Raw genomic sequence first — 17586 nt, forward strand, 5'->3', positions numbered from 1 at the left:
CCGCGAAGCCAAGCGCGACGGGCGCCGACCAGGTGACCTGGTCGGCGCCCGTGACGAACACCCGTGCGGGCCGTTCCGCTACGCGGCGGTCTGCAGTTCCCGGACCGGGACGGCGTGGACCACGGCCGGGGCCGCGTTGTCCTGCTCCGGCGTGAGGTACGGGCGCAGCCTCAGCGCCAGGACGACGATCAGCACCGTGGAGCCCGCCATGGCCGCCAGGTAGAGCGGCCAGGCGCCGGAGCCGACCAGCAGCACGCCGACGGCGGGGCCGACCGCGATCGCGATCTGCTTCACCAGGGAGTACCCGGCGTTGTAGGTGCCGAGCAGCCGGGCCGGGGCGAGGTCCGCGACGATCGGGCCCATGGTGGGCGCGAGCAGCGACTCGCCGACGCCGAAGAGGGCGTAGATCGAGACGATGGCGACCGTGGCGGCCATGGTCTCCGTCCGGATCAGGCCGGCCACCAGGGCCATCGCCCAGGCACCGAGCCAGACCACGCCGGCCGCGGCCATCGCGGTGGTGCGGCGGCGGCGCGCGGTGATCCGCACCATGAACATCTGCAGCACCACGATGGTCAGCGCGTTGGCGCCGATCGCGAAGCCCAGGGTGGAGGGCGCGGTGCCGACGGTGGAGGTCGCGAAGGCCGCGACACCGGACTCGAACTGACCGTAGCAGGTGAAGAAGATCAGCCCGGCGAGCAGGCAGAGCCGCAGCATCGCCTTGTCGGCGACCAGCGCGCGCAGGCCGGTCGGGCCGTCGGCCTTCTCGTGGACGGCGGTCAGCTGGACCTTGGATATCCGAGCGGTGCCGGTGACCAGGGCGAGGCCGAGGAACGTCGCCGCCTCGATGGTGAACAGCCGGGTGAGGCTGGCCGGGTCGGACACGTTCACGATCTGCCCGCCGACCAGCGCACCGATGCCCATGCCCAGGTTGACCAGGGTGAACTGGAGCGCGAAGGCACGCGAGCGGGTGGCGGCCGTGGAGCAGCGGACGATCATGGTGGCGAGCGCCGGCTGGCAGGTGGTGACACCCGCGCCGAACAGGAAGGCGGAGACCAGCAGGGCCGGGGTGCCGGTGGCGTGGCCGAAGGCGAACGCGCCGGTGGCGGCGAGCGCCGTACCGGCCAGCAGCACCGGGCGGGGGCCGTACTTGTCGATGCCGCGGCCGATGAACGGGAGGACGGCGAGGGCCGCCAGCGCGAAGAGGGTGAACACCATCCAGGCGACCATCGATCCCAGCCCGCGCACCTGGTCCACGTACACGAACATGTACGGCATCGTGAACCCGCTGCCGAACGCACTGAGCGCGTTGCCGATCTGGACGCGGCGCAGCGGGCCGCCCGCTCCACGCCGCTGCCTCTGCTGCTTCACCGTGCCGGTCACCGTGCACATCCCTTCCTGGTTTCAACTGGATACTCTTAAGTCCAGAAGATTTCAGAGCTAAAGTTTGACGAGATAAAGTCTTAGCACCAGAAGAGTGCGGAGTCAAAGGCTTAAGGAGTGCACGCTCGTGCGACACTGGTCCGCATGACTACGGACAAGCCGCGGCCGGCCGCTGACAAGCCCGCCCCGGCCACCCCCCTGGAGTTCGGCATCGCCGAGCAAGTGGCCCTCTACCAGCGGGAGTTCCCCACGGTCGACCCCCAGGTGGAGACCATCGTGCAGACCCTCAACCGGGTCTCCCGGCGGATGGGCGTGGCGTACGACCGCCAGCTGACTGTGCTCGGAATCACCTCCGCCGAGTGGGAGGTGCTCAAGGCCCTGGTGGTCGCCGGCAGCCCGTACCAGCTGGGGCCGGGCGAGCTGGCCAAGCGGCTCGGGCTCACCCCAGCGGCGATGACGCACCGGATCGACCGGATGGTGGCCGACGGCCTGGTCACCCGGGAGCGGGACGAGAACAACCGGGTGCGGGTGATCATCGAGCTGACCGAGACCGGTCGGGACAAGTGGCTGGAGTCGATGCGGATGGCGGCGGTGTTCGAGGAGGAGCTGCTCCAGGACGTCGCGGGCGAGGACCGCGCCGCGCTCTCCGCGATGCTGGGCCGGATGCTGCGGCGGATCGAGGAGAGCCGGCCGGACGCCCCCGGCCGCACCCCCGGCCAGGCGTAGCCCGGCACTGGGAACACAAAGGAGCCCGGGGCCGGGAACGCGGAGGATCCCGGCCCGCCGGATAGTCGTTAGCTTCCAACCCTTCGATATGAGAATCTGCCTGGCTCTGGAACGATCCTGATGCTCCGTTACCGATTGGGCTCCACCATGCAGATCAAGCGCACCTCCGCCCTGCTCGCCGCCGTCGTCGCGGCCGGACTGGGGCTCACCGCCTGCAACAGCGACGGTTCGCCCACCGCCGCCCCGAGCACCGCCGCGAGCACCCCCGCGGCGGCCGCTCCGACGACCCCGGCCGCCGCCTCCTCCGCCCCGGTGTCCGCGCCCTCCGCCCCGGCGACCGGTGCCCCGACCGCCGCTCCGTCCGCTCCGGCGGCGGGCGGGACCGCGCCCGCCACCGCGGTCCAGAACGGCAAGACCAGGCCCGCCGACCTTCCCGCCGACATCCCGCTCCCCACCGGGAAGATCACCACGGTCAACGGCGCGACCGGCGGCTACCTCATCACCTGCGAGGCCGCCGACGGCGACCTCGCCGCGTACCAGGCGGCGCTCAAGGCCGCCGGCTTCGAGGTGTCCCCGGTGGGCGACGGTTCGGTCCTCGCCGAGAAGGGCGAGAGCAACCTGCTGATCACCAGCTCGTCGACCACGATCACGGTCACCTACGCCAAGATCTGAGCGGCCCGACACAGCGGGCGGCCCCGGACGAGGTCATTCCTCGTCCGGGGCCGCCCGCGTTCGGTGCGAGGGTCCGTCAGGCCCCTCGGTCAGTCGGTGGTGCGGGTCTCAGCAGGGGCCGTTGTCGGTCCAGACGCCCCACTGGCCGCTCTGGCTCGGGTCGTCGCCCTTGGTCCACCACTTGTTGGTGTAGTAGTGGCCCTTCCACGAGACCTTGGTGCCGCCGGCCGCGTAGGTGGTGTTCGCGTCCCAGCTCGGGGCGGCCGGGCAGGAGGCCGGCGTGGTCGGGGTGCCGGTCGGGGTCCCGGTCGGCGTGCCCGTGGGGGTCCCGGTCGGGGTGCCGGTCGGCGTGCCGGTGGGGGTGCCGGTCGAGGTCGGGGTCGGCGTGCCGGTCGGCGGGGCCGGGCAGGCGGACGCGGAGCCGTTGGTGGCGCTCACCATCTTGTCGAACAGGGCGGTCTTGGTGCCCAGGTCGTACAGCGAGAAGGCGAAGGCGCCGCCGAGGCCGTTGCAGTGCGCGTAGTCGAGCTTGGCCTGGATCGACTTGGCGTCCTCACCGCTCCAGAAGGTGTTGCCGTCGTAGAAGTACGTGGCCTGGGCCGCGTCGTCCCAGAAGGTCTTGGACGGGTTGTCGACGAAGCCCGCGAGCTCCTTGAACATCTGGATGCCGGGGACGTTGCCGGACATCGCCGCGCCGGCCGCCGGCTGGGTGGCGGGCTGGTACAGGCCGTGCTTGCCGTTGTCCTTCACGCCGGTCCAGCCGCGGTAGTAGAACGGCACACCCATGTTGATCTTGTTGGCGGGGAAGCCGCCGGGGATGCCGTACTCCTTGTCGCCGACCGTCCACGCCTTGATGGCGTTGTCGATGGAGTACTTGCCGTTGCCCGGCTTGGCCGGGGTCGACGGGTCGTCCGGGGTCGAGTAGAGCGCGGCCTGGTGGTTGGTCGGCCCCTGGGCGTCCCAGCCGCCGTGCATGTCGTAGGTCATGACGTCGAGGAAGGTCAGGTACTGAGCGATCTTGTCGGTCTCGACGTTCATGATCTTGTCCTGGCCGGCGCCGACCGCCGCCGCCAGGGCGTAGGTCTTCTTGTCGGCCGCGCCCTGCGCGTCCAGCTGGGTGCGGAACTCCTTCAGCAGCGCGGTGAAGTTCTGCTTGTCCGCAGGGCTGGAGATGTTGCCGGTGTGGCCGCCGCCGCCCGGGTACTCCCAGTCGATGTCGATGCCGTCGAAGACGCCGGCCGCCGAGCCCGGGCCGCCGAAGCCGGCGTCGGCGGGCAGGTTGCCCTTGATGAACATGTCGATGCAGGACGACACCAGGTGCTTGCGCGAGGCGTCCGTGGCGGAGGCCGGCGAGAAGTACTTGGAGTAGGTCCAACCGCCCAGCGAGAGCAGGACCTTGAGGTTCGGGTTCTTCGCCTTCAGCTTCTTCAGCTGGTTGAAGTTGCCCGCGATCGGCTGGTTCCAGACGTCGCCGACGCCGTCGACCGAGATGTCCGCGCCGAAGCTCTTCTGGTAGTCGGCGAACGCGTCGGCGGCGCCGTCACCCGCGTTGGGGTTGTTGTCGTTCGTGTCCGCGGCCTTGGTGGCCTCGAAACACCCCAGGTCGGTCGGGTGGATGTTGGCGAAGTCGTAGATCAGGTAGTCCAGCTTCCCGGCGACGCCGGTGTCCTGGATCGTCTTGGGGTAGTACGCGTTCGCGTAGACCGACCACTGGTCGTAGTAGGCGACCTTGATGCCGCCGCTGGTGGCGGGCGCGCCGGTGGAGTTGGTGGTGGCGGCGTTGGCCGCGGCACCGCCGGTCAGCGCGAGACCGGCGCCGAGCAGCAGGGAGGCGGTGGTGCCGGCCGCGATGGCGGCCAGGCTCTTGGGACGGCGTCGGCGGCCGCCCTGCGGAGCCGGGGTCCCGGCCCTTTCAATGCGTGAGCGCAGCATGGGTGCGTGACTCCTGGTTGTGGGGGTACCCGCCGTCCCGGGGGCGCGCGTCCGGGGTGGGGCCGGACGACCGGGACATGACAGGCATGGGTGGGGAATCGAGCGGATCAGACCATGACGGACTACCGGGATGTGCCGAACCGGCGCCGGCAGCACGAGGCCGCCGACGCCGGTTCAGGGGCTCCCTGCACCTGGGCAATAAAAATGGACTAGACCAACTCGCCCGTCAAGGGGTGCTGTTGGGCCTTGAGCCCCGCTTAAGGTTCCGCACCCGCGCTGAGCTGGGCGGCCGGGTCCAGACTCAATAGCGGACGGCGTTGGCCACCTCGGCCTTGACCGTGCCGGACAGGTCCCGGTTGGCGTGCCCGGTGGCCTGGGCGCTCTGCCCGGCGGCCACGTCCTGGACGGTCACCGCGGTCGCGTCCAGCACCTTGCCGGACTCGTCGGTGAAGTCCAGCTGGATCACGTACCGGTACGACTGCTGCCCGTGGTTGGTGACGGTCAGCGACACCTGCGGCTTGCCGTCCGAACCGGTGCTCACCGCCCCGACCGCGACGTCCCCCTTGGCGTCCAGCCCGCCCTTGATCCCGGCGACGGCCGAGGAGGCCGCCGACACCGCCGCCGAGGCCTGCGCCTCCGCCGAGGCGATCGCCGCACCCGCCCCGCCGGCCACCGAGGCCAGCGCCGAGGCGGCGGAGGCGGCGGCGCTCGCACCCCGCTCCACCGCGGCCGCCGCCCCGGAGGCCACACTGCTCGCACTCTGGCCGGAGGAGCAGCCCGCGAGCACCGCCGCTCCGACCACCGCGGCGACCAACACCCCTGCCACCGCCCGCCGTTGGCGGCGCAGCGGCGGTGCGTCCAGGTCCTGGGCGGTGGCCCTCGGCGGGGTACAGGCCCTCGCGCGGGTGAGCGGCTGGCGGTCCATGCGGTCCCTCGTTTCCGGTCGGCGCCGGGCTGCCCGGCACACCTCCCGGCCCACCCTCCGAGGGCGGGCGGGCCTCCGCCAGCAGGGCTGCTGCCTCCGGGTGAACCGGCCTGCGGGACCCGCCTCCGCGAGGGGCCCTACGAGAGCCCCGAGCCCTCCTGCTCGTCCGCCTCCACCGCGGCCCGCTCCTCGCGCAGCCGCACCTGGTGCCGGCGCCGGGCGACCGCGCCGTACGCCCCGGCGGCGCTCGCCACGAAGGCCACCAGCCCGACCCACGGCCGGTCGAAGACGTGGCCGGTCAGGTGGTCCAGCGAGTACCGGCCGGCACCGGCCAGGCCGATCGCCAGCCCGGTCGCGCCGAGGAAGGCCGGGTACTCGTAGCCGCCGGACATCGCGAAGAAGCCGGCCGGGGCGTGCACCGACACCGCTCCCGCCATCGTCCCGGCCACCACCGCGCCGGCCGCCGGGGTGGCCAGCCCGGCCACCAGCAGCGCCCCGCCGCCCGCCTCGCCGAGGCCGGCCGCGAGCGCGCTCTCCCGGGCCGGGTGGAAGCCCATGTGCTCCATGGCCTGGGTGGTGCCCTCCAGGCCGCCGCCCCCGAACCAGCCGAACAGCTTCTGGGTGCCGTGCGCGATCAGCACCCCGCCGACCGCGCCGCGCAGGGCCAGCAGGCCCAGGTCCTTACGGTTCAGGCACATGTCGCATCCTCGCTTCCGCGGCGGGCTGGTCCCGCTCGCTGGCAGTCCTGCCTCCATAGCAACCGAGAGCGCCCGTCCCTTCGAGCCGGGACCGCCATCCGGGCGAATTCGCCCCTGACCAGGAATGGAACGGCCGCCGGGGAGATTCACGCCACGCCCGGCCGCGGGGCGTGGCGCCCCGGCCGCCCGGGGCCGCGCGGTCATGCTGGGCCCATGTTCGTCTTCAACCTGGGCAGCGCCTTCATCACCTTCTTCGCCGTGGTCGGTCCGCCGAAGACCCTGCTGGCCTTCGCCCGGCTGGCCGGGACCAGGAGCAACCTGGAGCTGCGGCGGCTGGCGGCGCTGAGCACGGCCATCTCGGCGGTGATCGGCCTGGTGCTCGGCTTCGGGGCCGACGAGCTGACCACCCTGTTCCACATCAGCGACCAGTCGCTGCAGCTCGCGGGCGGGGCGATCTTCTTCGTCTACGCCGTCGCGCTGGTCTTCGGCGTCCACCTCGGCTCGGACGGCGAGGAGGACGAGCACCTCGCGAACCCGCTGGTGGACGGAATCCGCGAACTGCTGCTGCCGTACATCGCCAGCCCGCTCGCCATCACGGCCGTCCTGGTCGCCTCGCTCAACCAGGACAACTGGGGCTGGAAGGCCGCCGTCTCCGGGGCGTACGTGGCCGTCGCGGTGATCAACTACCTCTGCGTGGCGGTGCTCGCCCCGCTGATGCGGCGCACCCACCGCACCTCGCTGGAGGTGCTGTCCCGGCTGCTCGGGCTGCTGCTTGCGGCGGTCGGCGTCGAGCTGTTCCTGGAGGGCCTGGCCGGGCTCGGGGTGCACCTGCCGACGGGGCACTGAACCCGGCCAGACCCTCAGCCCCCTCCCCCGGCTGAGCCCCGGCTCAGCCCGCCGCGAGCCGGGCCAGCACCCCACCGATCCGCTCGCGCACCAGCGGGTCGGCGACCAGCCCGTCCGGGCCCACCGCGCCGCGCTCCAGCGGCAGCCGGACGCAGGCCTCGTCCAGCACCGCCGCACCGGTGTAGCCGAGGACGGTGCGCAGGGTGGCCTCGGCCCCCAGGCCGCGGCCCGGGCCGGCGGCGTTGATCCAGCCGGTGGGCTTGTCCGAGATCTCGACCCCGCCGACCGTCCAGTCCAGCAGGTTCTTGAACGCGCCCGGCAGCGTCCCGGCGTACTCGGGGGTGCAGACCAGCAGCGCGTCGGCCGCCCCGATCGCGGCCCGCAGCCCGGCCACCGGCTCCGGCAGCGGGTCGGTGTCGTGGTCCGGGTTGAAGTGCGGCAGCCCGGCCAGGCCCTCGTAGTAGGCGGCCCGCAGGCCCGGGGTGGCGGCCGCCACCGCGGCCGCGGTGCGCAGCACGGTCTCGTTGGTGGAACCGGCCCGCAGGCTCCCGGGCAGCAGCAGGATGTGGCGCTCGTTCGGCATGCCGGGCAACCTACCCCTTGACGTCCGCGTCAGGGCCAGCCGGCCGCGGTGCCGCGGCCCGACCGCGACCCGGCGGCGCTCAGTGCGGCACCACCGGCCGCCAGGGCACCGGGCTGGAGAGGATCATCGAGCTGGACGGCTGGCCGTAGCCGCCGAGCCGGTCGCACACCGCCTCGAACTCGGCCATCGTCGACACCGCGACCAGCAGCACGCAGCACGCCCCGCCGGTGACCCGGTGCAGCTGGACCACCTCCGGCCAGGTCGGCACCTCCGGGTCGCGCAGCACGCAGCGCGGGCCGTAGCACTGGATCTGGACCAGCGCGGTGATCGGCAGCCCGGCCCGGGTGAGGTCCACGTGGGCGTGGTAGCCGCTGATCACCCCCTCGGACTCCAGCCGGCGGACCCGTTCGGCCACCGCGGGTGCGGACAGGCTCACCCGGCGGGAGAGTTCGTTGTACGAGAGCCGGGCGTCGGCCTGGAGCTCGGCGAGCAGACGGCGGTCGACGGCGTCCAAGGCGGCCTCCCGGGTGGTCGGGATCAAGGGATTTCCATTCGTAAAGCGAATCGGCGGAACGCCTCGCGAACGACAGCTCCGAAGGCGGTTGTGATGCCCGTCGACCATTCAAGCGGGGGGCACCGCCGCCGCACAATGGGCACCCGGTGGAACCCGGCAGTCCGGCCGGTCCACCGGACCGGGTGACGCGGCCCGGAGGATCTGGAGGGATCGGGATGGGGCACGACACGGTGGAGACGCCCAACCTGTCGTTCGGCCGGGGCGGAGCGCCCGGCCGGGGCACCCCGTACGCCGAGTACGTACGCCTGGAGGAGCTGCACGGCCTGCAGCACCCGCGCAGCAAGGAGCCGGCCGAGCTGTCGTTCATCGTCACCACCCAGGTGATGGAGCTGCTGTTCGACCTGCTGCGGCACGAGTGGACGCTCGCCCGGCAGGCGCTGCGCGAGGACGACCTGGCCGCCGCCCTGGCCGCGCTGCGCCGGGGCACCCACGTCCAGGACGTGCTGGTGGAGTCCTGGGACCTGCTGGCCACCATGACCCCGCACGAGTTCAACTCCTTCCGCTCGCTGTTCGGCGAGGCCTCCGGCTTCCAGTCCGCCGCCTTCCTGCGGCTGGAGTTCCTGCTCGGCAACAAGAACGCCGCGCTGCTGGCGATGTACGACGGGATGCCCGACACCCGGGCCGAGCTGACCGAGGCGCTGCGCTCCCCCGGCCTGTACGACGAGGCGCTGGCGCTGCTGGCGCGCCGCGGCCTGGCCCCGCACCCGGCCCCCTCCGAGCAGCGCTACCAGCCGTCCGCGGAGGTCGAGGCGGCCTGGCGGCGGGTGTACACCGAGCCGGAGCTCGCCGCGCTCCGGCCGCTCGGCGAGGCCCTGCTGGACGTGGCCGAGCGGGTCACCCGGTGGCGCCAGCGCCACCTCTCGGCGGTCAAGCGGACCATGGGCGGCAAGCCCGGCTCGGGCGGCTCCAGCGGGCTGACCTGGCTGCGCAAGTCGGCCGAGCAGGACGTCTTCCCGGAGCTGTGGACGATCCGGGACGGGCTGTGACGGGCACAACGGGTACGGAACGGGACGGGCAGAGTATGACAAGGGAGGGACGGGCAATGACCACGCGCGAGGACTGCGCGGCGCTGGACGCCGCCGACCCGCTGGCGGCGTTCCGCAAGGAGTTCGCCCTGCCGGACGGGGTGGTCTACCTGGACGGCAACTCGCTGGGCGCGCTGCCGGTGCGCACGCCCGAGCGGGTGCGCCGGGTGGTCGAGGAGGAGTGGGGCCGGGAGCTGATCCGCAGCTGGAACGACGCCGGCTGGTTCGAGCAGCCGTACCGGCTGGGGCGGCGGATCGCGCCGCTGGTCGGCGCCGCTCCGGCGGAGGTGGTCGTCTGCGACACCACCTCGGTCAACCTGTTCAAGGTGCTGTCGGCCGCGCTGCGGCTGCGCCCGGGCCGGCGCACGGTGCTCGGCGACGCCGAGGCCTTCCCGACCGACCTGTACATCGCCGAGGGCGTGACCGGCCTGGTCGAGGGCGCGCGCAGCGCGCTGATCCGCCCCGAGGAGCTGGACCGGCACCTGGACGGGGACGTCGCCGCGGTCGTCCTCTCGCACGTCGACTACCGCACCGGCGAGCTGCTGGACATGCCCGGGATCACCGCCCGGGTGCACGCCGCGGGCGCCCTGATGATCTGGGACGTGTGCCACTCCGTGGGCGCGCTGCCGGTCGGACTCGACGCCGCCGGCGCCGACTTCGCGATCGGCTGCACCTACAAGTACCTGAACGGCGGCCCCGGCTCGCCGGCCTTCCTGTACGTCGCCGAGCGGCACCTGGCGGCCGGCCCGCTCCAACCGCTCAGCGGCTGGTTCGGCCACGCCCGGCCGTTCGCCTTCGAGCCCGGGTACGAGCCGAAGCCGGGCATCGGCCGGTTCCTGACTAGCTCGCCCTCGCTGCTCGGCCAGGCCGCCCTCGGCGCCTCGCTGGACATCTGGGAGCGGGTCGACCTGGCGGAGGTGCGGACGAAGAGCCTGGCGCTGACCGACCTGTTCGTCTCGCTGACCGAGGGCCTGGACGGCGTCGAGGTGGCGACCCCGCGCGAGCACGCCCGGCGCGGCAGCCAGGTCGCGCTGCGGCACGCCGACGGCTACCCGGTGGTGCAGGCGCTGATCGAGCGCGGGGTGATCGGCGACTTCCGCGCGCCGGACCTGATGCGCTTCGGCTTCACGCCGCTCTACCTGTCGTACACCGAGGTCTGGGACGCGGCCCGGCAGTTGGCCGAGGTGCTGGAGAGCGGCGAGTGGCGGGCGGAGCGCTTCTCCCGCCGGGGCGAGGTGACGTAGCCGGCCGGGAGGGCCGGCCCCCCGGAGCGGCGGCACGACCCGGGGGCCGCCGTGACGCAGCTCATGCCCGGGCCGAGTTCGACCTCCGTCGTCCTTGGGGATGCTCAAGGCTGACGGAACGTCACACCCTGGGGAGGCGTGCGTGAACCTCGAACTCGGCCCGCTCAAGCCCGAACCGGCCCCGCTGCTGCTGGGCCTGGCACTGCTCTTCCTGCTGATGTGGGCGCTCGGCCGCCGTCTGCTCCCGCGGATCGAACGGGTGCAGTCCGAACGCTGGGAGGCCACCGAGGGCCGCGCCGAACGCGCCGAGGCCCTGCTCGCCGAGGCCGAAGCCACCCGGGAGGCCCGGCTGCTGGAGCTGGCCGAGGCACGGCACGAGGCGGCCAGGATCCGGGAGGAGTACGCCGAGCGCGGCGCGGCGGCGATGGTCGCGGCCCGCGCGGAGGGCATCCGCGCCCGGGACGAACTGCTCACCACCGGCCGCGCCCGGATCGCCGCCGACCGGGCCGAGGCGGCCCGCGTGCTGCGGCAGGACGTCGGCGAGCTGGCCGTCGCCCTGGCCGGCCGGGTGATCGGCGAACCGGTGCACGCCGTCGCCGCGCGACGTCGCACGGTGGAGCGCTTCTTCGAGGCGAACTAGCCTCGCCGGAACGTCAGTTCGTCAGCTCATGGACCAGCCCGCGGTAGACCGCGAAGGCCGGCTTGGGCGTGTAGTCGTCGCGCAGCAGGCCGAAGCGCGGGAACAGTCCGGCACCCGCGCTGTCCGCGTCGCGCAGCGCGAAGAACGCGTAACCGGTGACGTGGAGTTCGGCGGCGAGCCCGGCGACCGTCCGGACCACCTCCGCCACCACCTCGGCCTGCCGCGCCTCGCTCCGCCCGGGGCCGGTGGGCCAGCCGTTCTCGCAGATCCGCAGCGGGACGTCCGGCCCGATCCCGGCCCGGGGCAGCGCGTCCCGGCGGAAGCCGGTGAGCACCGCCCGTACCGCGTCGGCGAGTTGGGACGGCGGGACGGGACGGAAGACGTCCGGGAAGAAGTCCAGGCCGACGTAGTCCAGGGCGCGGTGGAAGCGCTCGTCGGCGAGCGTCCCGAGCTCGGCCCAGAAGGTGTCCGCGGGGTCGAAGGAGGGCACCGCGTTGAAGCCGACGGCCAGCCGGTCGAATCCGTGGGCCAGCGCCTCCTCCTTGGCCGCGACCACGCCCTCGACCAGCGCCCGGCGGACGTTCGGGATGCTGCCGTCCACGGGCGGGAGGTCCAGGTTGGGCTCCTCGCAGATCTGGAGCAGGGCGAGGCGGTGCCCCTCGGTCCGGACCGTCCGCCGGACGAAGTCCAGCCAGCCCGCCAACTCCCCGCTCCGCTCCCGGTACTGGACCACCAGGTCGAGCCGGCGGCCCTCGACGGCGTACCGTTCGGGCCGCTCGGGGGTGTGCTCGCCGCCCGGGTACGAGCGGTAGGCGCGGACCAGGAACTCCCCTGCACCGCCCTGGAGTTCGCGCAGGGCGGCGGTGATCCGGGCCGGGTCGTCGGGGCGGGTGGGGGTGATCACACCGGTGTCGTCGCCCGCCAGCCCGCCGGGATAGATGCCGAAGGTGAAGGTCATGCCGCCACCGTAGCGGATATTTTTGGTGTCACTGCAAGTTTTCAGTGACACCATGATTGGCGGATAGGATCCGGCCATGGGACTTCGCGAACTCAAGAAGCAGCAGACCCGGGAGCTGCTCTCCGACACCGCCATGGGCCTGTTCGCCGAGCGCGGCTTCGACCGGGTCACGGTGGTCGAGGTGGCCCGGGCCGCCGGGGTCTCGCCGAACACGGTCTTCAACTACTTCCCGACCAAGGAGGACCTGTTCTTCGACCGCCAGGAGGAGGTGGTCGCGCACCTGGCCGAGGTGGTCCGGCACCGCCCCCCGGGCAGCTCAGCCGTGGACGCCGTCCGGGCCGACCTGCTGGCGGCCTTCGCGAGCGGCGAGCCGACGGTCGGGCTGAACCCGGGGATCGCGGCGTTCTGGCGGATCGTCGAGGACAGCGCCGCCCTGCGGGCCCGACTGCTGGAGCTCGGCGAACGGGCCGAGGCGGCGCTGGCGGCCGCCCTGGCCGAGGAGTCGGGCGCCGCACCGGAGGACCCGCTCCCCCGGGTCGTGGCCGGAGCCGTCGCGGGGGCCCACCGGGCGGTGCTCGGCGAGATCCGGCGGGCCATGGTGGCCGGGGAGCCGGCCGAGGCGGTACGGACCCGGGTCGAGGCGGCAGTGCGGCACGCCTTCGGCCTGCTCGCCTCGGGCCTCGCCCGCTACCCGGCCGAGCAGTAGGCGGGCGGACCGGGGGAACGCCTGCGGCGCCGGGGACGGGAACGGCGCAGGCCGCCCGGTCGGGGTCGACTCGGGCGGCCTGCGCCGCTGTCCGGCTGGTCAGTTCGTCAGTTCGTCAGCTGTGGCGGCCGCGGCGGCGGGCGGCCAGTACGGCCAGACCGCCGAGGCCGAGCAGGCCGACGCCCGCCAGGCCGAAGACCACCGGGGCGTTGCCCGCACCGGTGGAGGGCAGCTCACCGCCACCGGGGTGCTGGCTGGTCGGCGCCTTGGTCGGGTGGTGGCTGGTCGGGCCCGGCCCGGCGCTCGACGTCGTCGCACTGGCCGACGGCGAGGTCGGCACCGGAGAGGTCGGCGCGGGGGACGTCGGGCTCGGCGAGGTCGGGGACGGGGACGTCGGCGACGGGGACGTGGGAGACGGCGAGGTCGGGGACGGAGACGTCGGACTCGGCGAGGTCGGCGAGGGGGACGGCGTCGGCGAGGTCGGCGACGGGCTGGGCGTCACGGCGCAGTCCGGCAGGTCGCCGTCGAACGGGTAGCTGTGGATCTCGTAGCCGCCGGTACCGGTGTGGACCAGGTTGCCCGCCAGGTACACCCGGCCGTTCATGCCCGGCTGGGCGATGGTCGTGGTGCCGCCCGGGTTGCCGGCCATGACCGAGCCCTGGAACTGGGCGCTGCCGAGGATCTGCGCCGAGGTCGCGGTCGGGAAGTTGTACATCAGCTTCGAGCGCATGTCGGTGGTCTGGTCCCCGGCCAGGCCGGTGCCGGTGTAGGTGTTGATGATCGGACTGTCCCCGAGCATGTTCACCACGACGGTGGCGCCGGCCGGGATGTTGTTGAAGACCAGGCCGATCTGCCCGCCGGACGGCGAGGCGAGGTTCTGGGTGACGTTGAAGACCTGCTTCATGCTGGTCCCGTCGCCGGTGAAGGTCGCCTGGCTCGGGGAGATGTCGACGGTGCCGGTCGCGGTGGCCCGGCCGACGCAGTCGGAGACCTCCTCGATCTGGGTCAGCACCGACTGGTAGGGCGCGGCCGCGTTCGGGTCCTGGATCGACTCGCCGGTGGGGTCGATGTTCACGGTGCCGGTGACGGAGCCCGCGTGGCGCAGGTTGCCGAAGGCCGGGCCGTGCGAGTCGCTGCCGCCGATCAGGATCGCGTTGCCGGTCAGCACGTCGACGTTGCCGCCGGTGGTCACGAAGTCGCTGCCGTTCGGCGGCACCACGCGCGAGCCGACGCCGACGACGCCCATGTTGTAGATGCCGCCGCCGTTCTTGTCGACGGTCAGGTTCCCCAGCGTGACGATCTTGCCCTCGGCCTCCGCGGCGCGGCCGGTCACCGTGTAGTCGCCGCCGGTGAAGACGTTGATGGTGGCGTCGCGGCCGGGGAAGTCGCCGTTGTTGGGCGGCGGCCAGGTGGCGGGGCAGTCGGGCCCCGAGCAGGCGCCCAGCGGCGGGGCCAGCGGAGCGGCGGAACCGACCGTCAGCACCGCGGCCAGCGGCAGCGCGGTGAGGGCGGTCGCCACCGCCACCCGGACGGCCCGGCGCCGCCGTGTGGCCGGTGTTCTCACGGCGGTCGTTCTGTGATCCGGCGAACCGGTGGCCTGACCCATCGACAATTCCTCCGTGCATGAGAAAAGGACAGGCCGGGACGACCTGCCATGTTCCGTGCCATCTGCTGGCGATCTCACAGATCCGGGACATCCAACCCCAAAACGGACCATCCGCACTTTACAGACCCTCAGATCGGATCCGAAATTCATCCGTACGGAGCAGCGCTTCCTCGGGCGGGCGCCGACGGACGGCAAGGCCCTAGGTTGGAGGCATGACCACCGAGGCCCAGGAACAGAGCGCGCCGCTCGTCGCCGTCGCGTCCGCCGACGCCGTACTGCGGCACCCCGAGGCGGGCGAGCACCTGCTGACCGCCATGGAGCGGGAGCGCGCCGCGCGCTTCCGGCACGAGTCCGGGCGGACCGACTTCACCGCCGGCCACGTCCTGGTCCGGCTCTGCGCCGCCCGGCTGCTCGGCGTGCCGGTGGCCGGCCTCGTCCTCGCCCAGCAGTGCCCGGACTGCGGGCTCGCCGACCACGGCAAGCCCTACCTGCCGGACCACCCCGGGGTGCACGTGAGCCTGTCGCACACCCGGGGCGTGGTCGCGGCCGGCGCCGGGTTCCAGCCGGTCGGGGTCGACGTCGAGCTGTCCACCCGGGGCGGCTCGCTGCGCTCGGTCGCCCGCCGGGTGCTCGCCCCGGCCGAGCTCGCCCTGGTCGAGGCCGACCCGGAGCCGGAGCGGGCGTTCCTGCGGCTCTGGGTGCGCAAGGAGTCGCTGATCAAGATCGGGCGGGCCACCCTGGACACCCTCGGCCGGGTCGACCTCTCCGCCCTGCCGCTGACCGTCCCGCCGGGCGCCCCGCTGCGCAGCCGGTACGAGGACCTGCACCTGCTCGACTGGACCGACCCGGAGCACGCCGCCGCCGTCGCGGCCGTCAGCACCGCCCCGCCCCGGATCGTGGAGCTCACGGCGGCCGGCTGAGCGAAGGGAGGCTGGACGCCGGGGCGGGCTCCGGCGCCCACCCGCGCGGTGGGCCGGTGAATAAGCGGTGTTAGCGTGCCTGGTCGTGGGCCCGCCGATCGCGTGCGCCCCGCCCCCAGCCGACCAGCTGCCCACCGGAATTCAAGAGGGTGCCCCGCCATGGCCAAGTTCCTGCTGAGCCTGCACGTCCTCGTGTCGGTCCTGTTCATAGGCCCGGTCGCGGTGGCCGTCAGCATGTTCCCGCGCCGGGCGAAGGCCGCGCTGGCGGGCGGACCGGACCGGGCCTCCGACGCCGGCGTGCTGCGGGTGCTGCACCGGATCACCCAGGTCTACGCGCTGCTCGGGGTCGCGGTGCCGGTGCTGGGCATCGGCCTGGCCCAGGTGATGGACGTGCTCGGGCAGTCCTGGGTGATCGTCTCGATGGTGCTGACCGCGATCGCCGCGCTCTCCCTCCTGCTCTTCGTGCTGCCCGGCCAGCAGGCCGCCGTGGACGCGCTCGAACTCGACCCGTCGGACGAGCGGCACGCCAAGGCCGTCGGCGGCCTGAAGCTGCTGCCGATGACCGCCGGGGTGTTCAACCTGCTGTGGGCCGTGGTCGTGGTGCTCATGGTCATCCGCCCGGGGTCGAGCACCGGCGTCTGAGCCCCTGATCCCCCGGGCCCCGGGCTCCTTGTCGCCTGGTCCCCCGCGCCCCCTCCCACCGACCGGGGTGGTTCGAGTACCGTCCTGGGCCATGACGATCATGGCGGGCATGGGCAGCCCGACGGGAACCGGCGTCGGTCCGCTGCTGCGCGGCTGGCGGGTACGACGGCAGCTCAGCCAGCTGCAACTGGCGCTGCGGGCGGACTCCTCGGCCCGCCACCTCAGCTTCGTCGAGAACGGCCGCTCCCGCCCCAGCCGGGAGCTGGTGCTGCGGCTGGCCGAGGAGCTGGACGTCCCGGTGCGCGAGCGCAACGCCCTGCTGCTGGCGGCCGGGTACGCCCCGCACTACCCCGAGACACCGCTGGACGACCCGTCGATGGCCGCGCTGCGCGGCGGGCTGGAGCGGCTGCTGGCCGCCCACGACCCGTACCCGGCGGTCGTGGTCGACGGGTCCTTCCGGGTGCTGGCGGCCAACCGCTCGCTCGGACTGCTCCTGGACGGCGTCGCCCCGCACCTGCTGGAGCCGCCGTTCAACGCGATCCGGATCACCCTGCACCCGGACGGGCTCGCGCCGCGCATCGTCAACCTGCGGCAGTGGCGGCGGCACCTGCTGGAGCGGATGGAGCGGCAGCTGGAGCTGGTCCGCGCCGAGCCGCTGCGCCGGCTGTACGAGGAGGTCCGCGGCTACCCCGAACCGGCCGGCGACCCGGCGGACGAGCCGGCCGACGGCCGGGCGGACGGGCCGGCCGCGTACGGGTCCCCGTTCGCGCTGCCGCTGCGGATCCGGTACGAGGAGCGGGTGCTCTCCTTCCTCTCCACCATCGCGACCTTCAACACGCCGCTGGACGTCACCGTCTCCGAGCTGGCCATGGAGACCTTCCTGCCGGCCGACGCGGAGACGGTGCGGTTCCTGCAGTCCGTGGTCGGCCCCGAGCGTCAGGTCGTGCCCGACACGCCTTAGCCCTGCTGCCGGGCCCGGCGCCGCAGGGCGGTGAACTGGAGGACGGCGAACAGGGCCACCGCCGCGGCCTGCACCGGGATCCAGACGAACCCGGCGGTGGTCGGCTCCAGCCACGCCTCCATCGCGACCAGGCTGAGCACCACCCAGGCCAGGTTGACGCCGATCACCGCCCGCACCCCCGGCCCCGGCGGCTGCCGCCGGGCGGCCAGCGCGCCGACCGCGAGGGCGTACCCGAGGAGGAGCAGCCCGACCTCGACCAGGGTGGTGCGGCCCGCGCCGAGCAGCTCGCCGAGCGGACCGGAGAAGGCCAGGTAGGCCAGGCCGTTGCCGCCGGTCACCAGGGCGTCCAGGGTCAGGGCGCCGCGCACCGTCCACGGTGAGAAGAAGGAACCGGGCCGGGCGGGGCTGAGGGTGTTCGCGTGGGCGGACATGGCGGATCGCCTCCTGTCGGGGGTGGGCCCCGGGACCGTGGCGGCCGCACCGGGTGCCCCCACCCTGCCCGGCCCGGCGGCGGGCGTCGATTACCCCGCAGGTAAGGGCGGGCGCCC

Annotated in this window: 19 protein-coding genes; 10 read left to right on the plus strand and 9 right to left on the minus strand. The window is 73.4% G+C overall.

Going from position 1 to position 17586, the window contains the following annotated elements:
- Positions 1–78 precede the first annotated feature (78 nt).
- A complete protein-coding gene (locus ACFCY1_RS09425; RefSeq protein WP_234348552.1) occupies positions 79–1380 on the minus strand; it encodes an MFS transporter in 1302 nt (433 codons plus the stop codon).
- A gap of 144 nt (positions 1381–1524) precedes the next feature.
- Between ACFCY1_RS09425 and ACFCY1_RS09430 the strand changes: the two genes are divergently transcribed.
- The gene (locus ACFCY1_RS09430; RefSeq protein ID WP_375874085.1) at positions 1525–2106 is read left to right on the plus strand and encodes a MarR family winged helix-turn-helix transcriptional regulator; all 582 of its coding nucleotides are present in this window, start codon (positions 1525–1527) and stop codon (positions 2104–2106) included.
- A gap of 120 nt (positions 2107–2226) precedes the next feature.
- Entirely contained in the window at positions 2227–2778 is a 552-nt protein-coding gene (locus ACFCY1_RS09435; protein WP_375874086.1) for a hypothetical protein, read from the plus strand.
- 108 nt (positions 2779–2886) lie between these two features.
- On the opposite strand, the gene ACFCY1_RS09440 is transcribed toward ACFCY1_RS09435, so the two are convergent.
- From ACFCY1_RS09440 to ACFCY1_RS09450, 3 genes are all read right to left on the minus strand, one after another.
- Positions 2887–4710 carry a glycosyl hydrolase family 18 protein gene (locus ACFCY1_RS09440; protein WP_079271742.1) on the minus strand — a complete coding sequence of 608 codons (1824 nt, stop codon included), beginning with the start codon at positions 4708–4710 and terminating at the stop codon, positions 2887–2889.
- 301 nt (positions 4711–5011) lie between these two features.
- Positions 5012–5635: an FxLYD domain-containing protein gene (locus ACFCY1_RS09445; RefSeq protein ID WP_375874087.1), complete on the minus strand. Its 624-nt coding sequence runs from the start codon at positions 5633–5635 to the stop codon at positions 5012–5014.
- 137 nt (positions 5636–5772) lie between these two features.
- A complete protein-coding gene (locus tag ACFCY1_RS09450; protein ID WP_049660922.1) occupies positions 5773–6333 on the minus strand; it encodes a DoxX family protein in 561 nt (186 codons plus the stop codon).
- Between the two features lie 213 nt (positions 6334–6546).
- On the opposite strand from ACFCY1_RS09450, the gene ACFCY1_RS09455 reads away from it, so the two are divergent.
- Entirely contained in the window at positions 6547–7179 is a 633-nt protein-coding gene (locus tag ACFCY1_RS09455; protein ID WP_049660921.1) for a MarC family protein, read from the plus strand.
- Positions 7180–7222: 43 nt separating this feature from the next.
- Here ACFCY1_RS09455 and ACFCY1_RS09460 read toward each other — a convergent pair whose 3' ends face one another.
- Both ACFCY1_RS09460 and ACFCY1_RS09465 read right to left on the minus strand, forming a co-directional pair.
- Entirely contained in the window at positions 7223–7762 is a 540-nt protein-coding gene (locus tag ACFCY1_RS09460) for an NADPH-dependent FMN reductase (protein ID WP_074000809.1), read from the minus strand.
- A gap of 79 nt (positions 7763–7841) precedes the next feature.
- Positions 7842–8303: an Lrp/AsnC family transcriptional regulator gene (locus ACFCY1_RS09465; protein ID WP_234348510.1), complete on the minus strand. Its 462-nt coding sequence runs from the start codon at positions 8301–8303 to the stop codon at positions 7842–7844.
- A 188-nt stretch (positions 8304–8491) separates the two neighbouring features.
- Between ACFCY1_RS09465 and ACFCY1_RS09470 the strand changes: the two genes are divergently transcribed.
- The 3 genes from ACFCY1_RS09470 (at position 8492) to ACFCY1_RS09480 (ending at position 11245) form a co-directional block, all read left to right on the plus strand.
- The gene (locus ACFCY1_RS09470; protein WP_375874089.1) at positions 8492–9322 is read left to right on the plus strand and encodes a tryptophan 2,3-dioxygenase; all 831 of its coding nucleotides are present in this window, start codon (positions 8492–8494) and stop codon (positions 9320–9322) included.
- A gap of 56 nt (positions 9323–9378) precedes the next feature.
- Complete coding sequence (gene kynU / locus ACFCY1_RS09475; RefSeq protein ID WP_375874090.1) at positions 9379–10605, plus strand: kynureninase; 1227 nt, start codon at positions 9379–9381, stop codon at positions 10603–10605.
- Positions 10606–10747: 142 nt separating this feature from the next.
- Positions 10748–11245: a F0F1 ATP synthase subunit B gene (locus tag ACFCY1_RS09480; protein ID WP_158077659.1), complete on the plus strand. Its 498-nt coding sequence runs from the start codon at positions 10748–10750 to the stop codon at positions 11243–11245.
- A gap of 13 nt (positions 11246–11258) precedes the next feature.
- Here ACFCY1_RS09480 and ACFCY1_RS09485 read toward each other — a convergent pair whose 3' ends face one another.
- A complete protein-coding gene (locus ACFCY1_RS09485) occupies positions 11259–12203 on the minus strand; it encodes a hypothetical protein (protein WP_375874091.1) in 945 nt (314 codons plus the stop codon).
- A 76-nt stretch (positions 12204–12279) separates the two neighbouring features.
- Here ACFCY1_RS09485 and ACFCY1_RS09490 point away from each other — a divergent pair, with 76 nt between their 5' ends.
- Positions 12280–12909: a TetR/AcrR family transcriptional regulator gene (locus ACFCY1_RS09490; protein ID WP_375874092.1), complete on the plus strand. Its 630-nt coding sequence runs from the start codon at positions 12280–12282 to the stop codon at positions 12907–12909.
- A gap of 115 nt (positions 12910–13024) precedes the next feature.
- On the opposite strand, the gene ACFCY1_RS09495 is transcribed toward ACFCY1_RS09490, so the two are convergent.
- The gene (locus tag ACFCY1_RS09495; protein WP_375874093.1) at positions 13025–14473 is read right to left on the minus strand and encodes a choice-of-anchor A family protein; all 1449 of its coding nucleotides are present in this window, start codon (positions 14471–14473) and stop codon (positions 13025–13027) included.
- Positions 14474–14727: 254 nt separating this feature from the next.
- Here ACFCY1_RS09495 and ACFCY1_RS09500 point away from each other — a divergent pair, with 254 nt between their 5' ends.
- The 3 genes from ACFCY1_RS09500 (at position 14728) to ACFCY1_RS09510 (ending at position 17038) form a co-directional block, all read left to right on the plus strand.
- Positions 14728–15435: a 4'-phosphopantetheinyl transferase superfamily protein gene (locus tag ACFCY1_RS09500; RefSeq protein ID WP_049654833.1), complete on the plus strand. Its 708-nt coding sequence runs from the start codon at positions 14728–14730 to the stop codon at positions 15433–15435.
- 159 nt (positions 15436–15594) lie between these two features.
- Positions 15595–16077, plus strand: coding sequence for a membrane protein (locus tag ACFCY1_RS09505; protein ID WP_049654835.1), 483 nt, complete (start codon positions 15595–15597; stop codon positions 16075–16077).
- Between the two features lie 91 nt (positions 16078–16168).
- Positions 16169–17038 carry a helix-turn-helix domain-containing protein gene (locus ACFCY1_RS09510; protein WP_375874094.1) on the plus strand — a complete coding sequence of 290 codons (870 nt, stop codon included), beginning with the start codon at positions 16169–16171 and terminating at the stop codon, positions 17036–17038.
- Here ACFCY1_RS09510 and ACFCY1_RS09515 read toward each other — a convergent pair.
- Complete coding sequence (locus ACFCY1_RS09515) at positions 17035–17469, minus strand: hypothetical protein (RefSeq protein ID WP_375874095.1); 435 nt, start codon at positions 17467–17469, stop codon at positions 17035–17037. The genes ACFCY1_RS09510 and ACFCY1_RS09515 overlap by 4 nt on opposite strands.
- Positions 17470–17586 lie beyond the last annotated feature (117 nt).

The organism is Kitasatospora sp. NPDC056273 (assembly GCF_042268845.1).
Lineage (GTDB): Bacteria > Actinomycetota > Actinomycetes > Streptomycetales > Streptomycetaceae > Kitasatospora.

What these genes read in the sequence shown, in the direction of transcription:
- ACFCY1_RS09440 (WP_079271742.1), bottom strand. Translation starts at nt 4,710, where the DNA reads ATGCTGCGCTCACGCATTGAAAGGGCCGGGACCCCGGCTCCGCAGGGC.
- ACFCY1_RS09430 (WP_375874085.1), top strand. Translation starts at nt 1,525, where the DNA reads ATGACTACGGACAAGCCGCGGCCGGCCGCTGACAAGCCCGCCCCGGCC.
- ACFCY1_RS09485 (WP_375874091.1), bottom strand. Translation starts at nt 12,203, where the DNA reads ATGACCTTCACCTTCGGCATCTATCCCGGCGGGCTGGCGGGCGACGAC.
- ACFCY1_RS09455 (WP_049660921.1), top strand. Translation starts at nt 6,547, where the DNA reads ATGTTCGTCTTCAACCTGGGCAGCGCCTTCATCACCTTCTTCGCCGTG.
- ACFCY1_RS09490 (WP_375874092.1), top strand. Translation starts at nt 12,280, where the DNA reads ATGGGACTTCGCGAACTCAAGAAGCAGCAGACCCGGGAGCTGCTCTCC.
- ACFCY1_RS09515 (WP_375874095.1), bottom strand. Translation starts at nt 17,469, where the DNA reads ATGTCCGCCCACGCGAACACCCTCAGCCCCGCCCGGCCCGGTTCCTTC.
- ACFCY1_RS09505 (WP_049654835.1), top strand. Translation starts at nt 15,595, where the DNA reads ATGGCCAAGTTCCTGCTGAGCCTGCACGTCCTCGTGTCGGTCCTGTTC.
- ACFCY1_RS09500 (WP_049654833.1), top strand. Translation starts at nt 14,728, where the DNA reads ATGACCACCGAGGCCCAGGAACAGAGCGCGCCGCTCGTCGCCGTCGCG.
- ACFCY1_RS09510 (WP_375874094.1), top strand. Translation starts at nt 16,169, where the DNA reads ATGACGATCATGGCGGGCATGGGCAGCCCGACGGGAACCGGCGTCGGT.
- ACFCY1_RS09435 (WP_375874086.1), top strand. Translation starts at nt 2,227, where the DNA reads ATGCTCCGTTACCGATTGGGCTCCACCATGCAGATCAAGCGCACCTCC.
- ACFCY1_RS09470 (WP_375874089.1), top strand. Translation starts at nt 8,492, where the DNA reads ATGGGGCACGACACGGTGGAGACGCCCAACCTGTCGTTCGGCCGGGGC.
- kynU (WP_375874090.1), top strand. Translation starts at nt 9,379, where the DNA reads ATGACCACGCGCGAGGACTGCGCGGCGCTGGACGCCGCCGACCCGCTG.
- ACFCY1_RS09445 (WP_375874087.1), bottom strand. Translation starts at nt 5,635, where the DNA reads ATGGACCGCCAGCCGCTCACCCGCGCGAGGGCCTGTACCCCGCCGAGG.
- ACFCY1_RS09460 (WP_074000809.1), bottom strand. Translation starts at nt 7,762, where the DNA reads ATGCCGAACGAGCGCCACATCCTGCTGCTGCCCGGGAGCCTGCGGGCC.
- ACFCY1_RS09450 (WP_049660922.1), bottom strand. Translation starts at nt 6,333, where the DNA reads ATGTGCCTGAACCGTAAGGACCTGGGCCTGCTGGCCCTGCGCGGCGCG.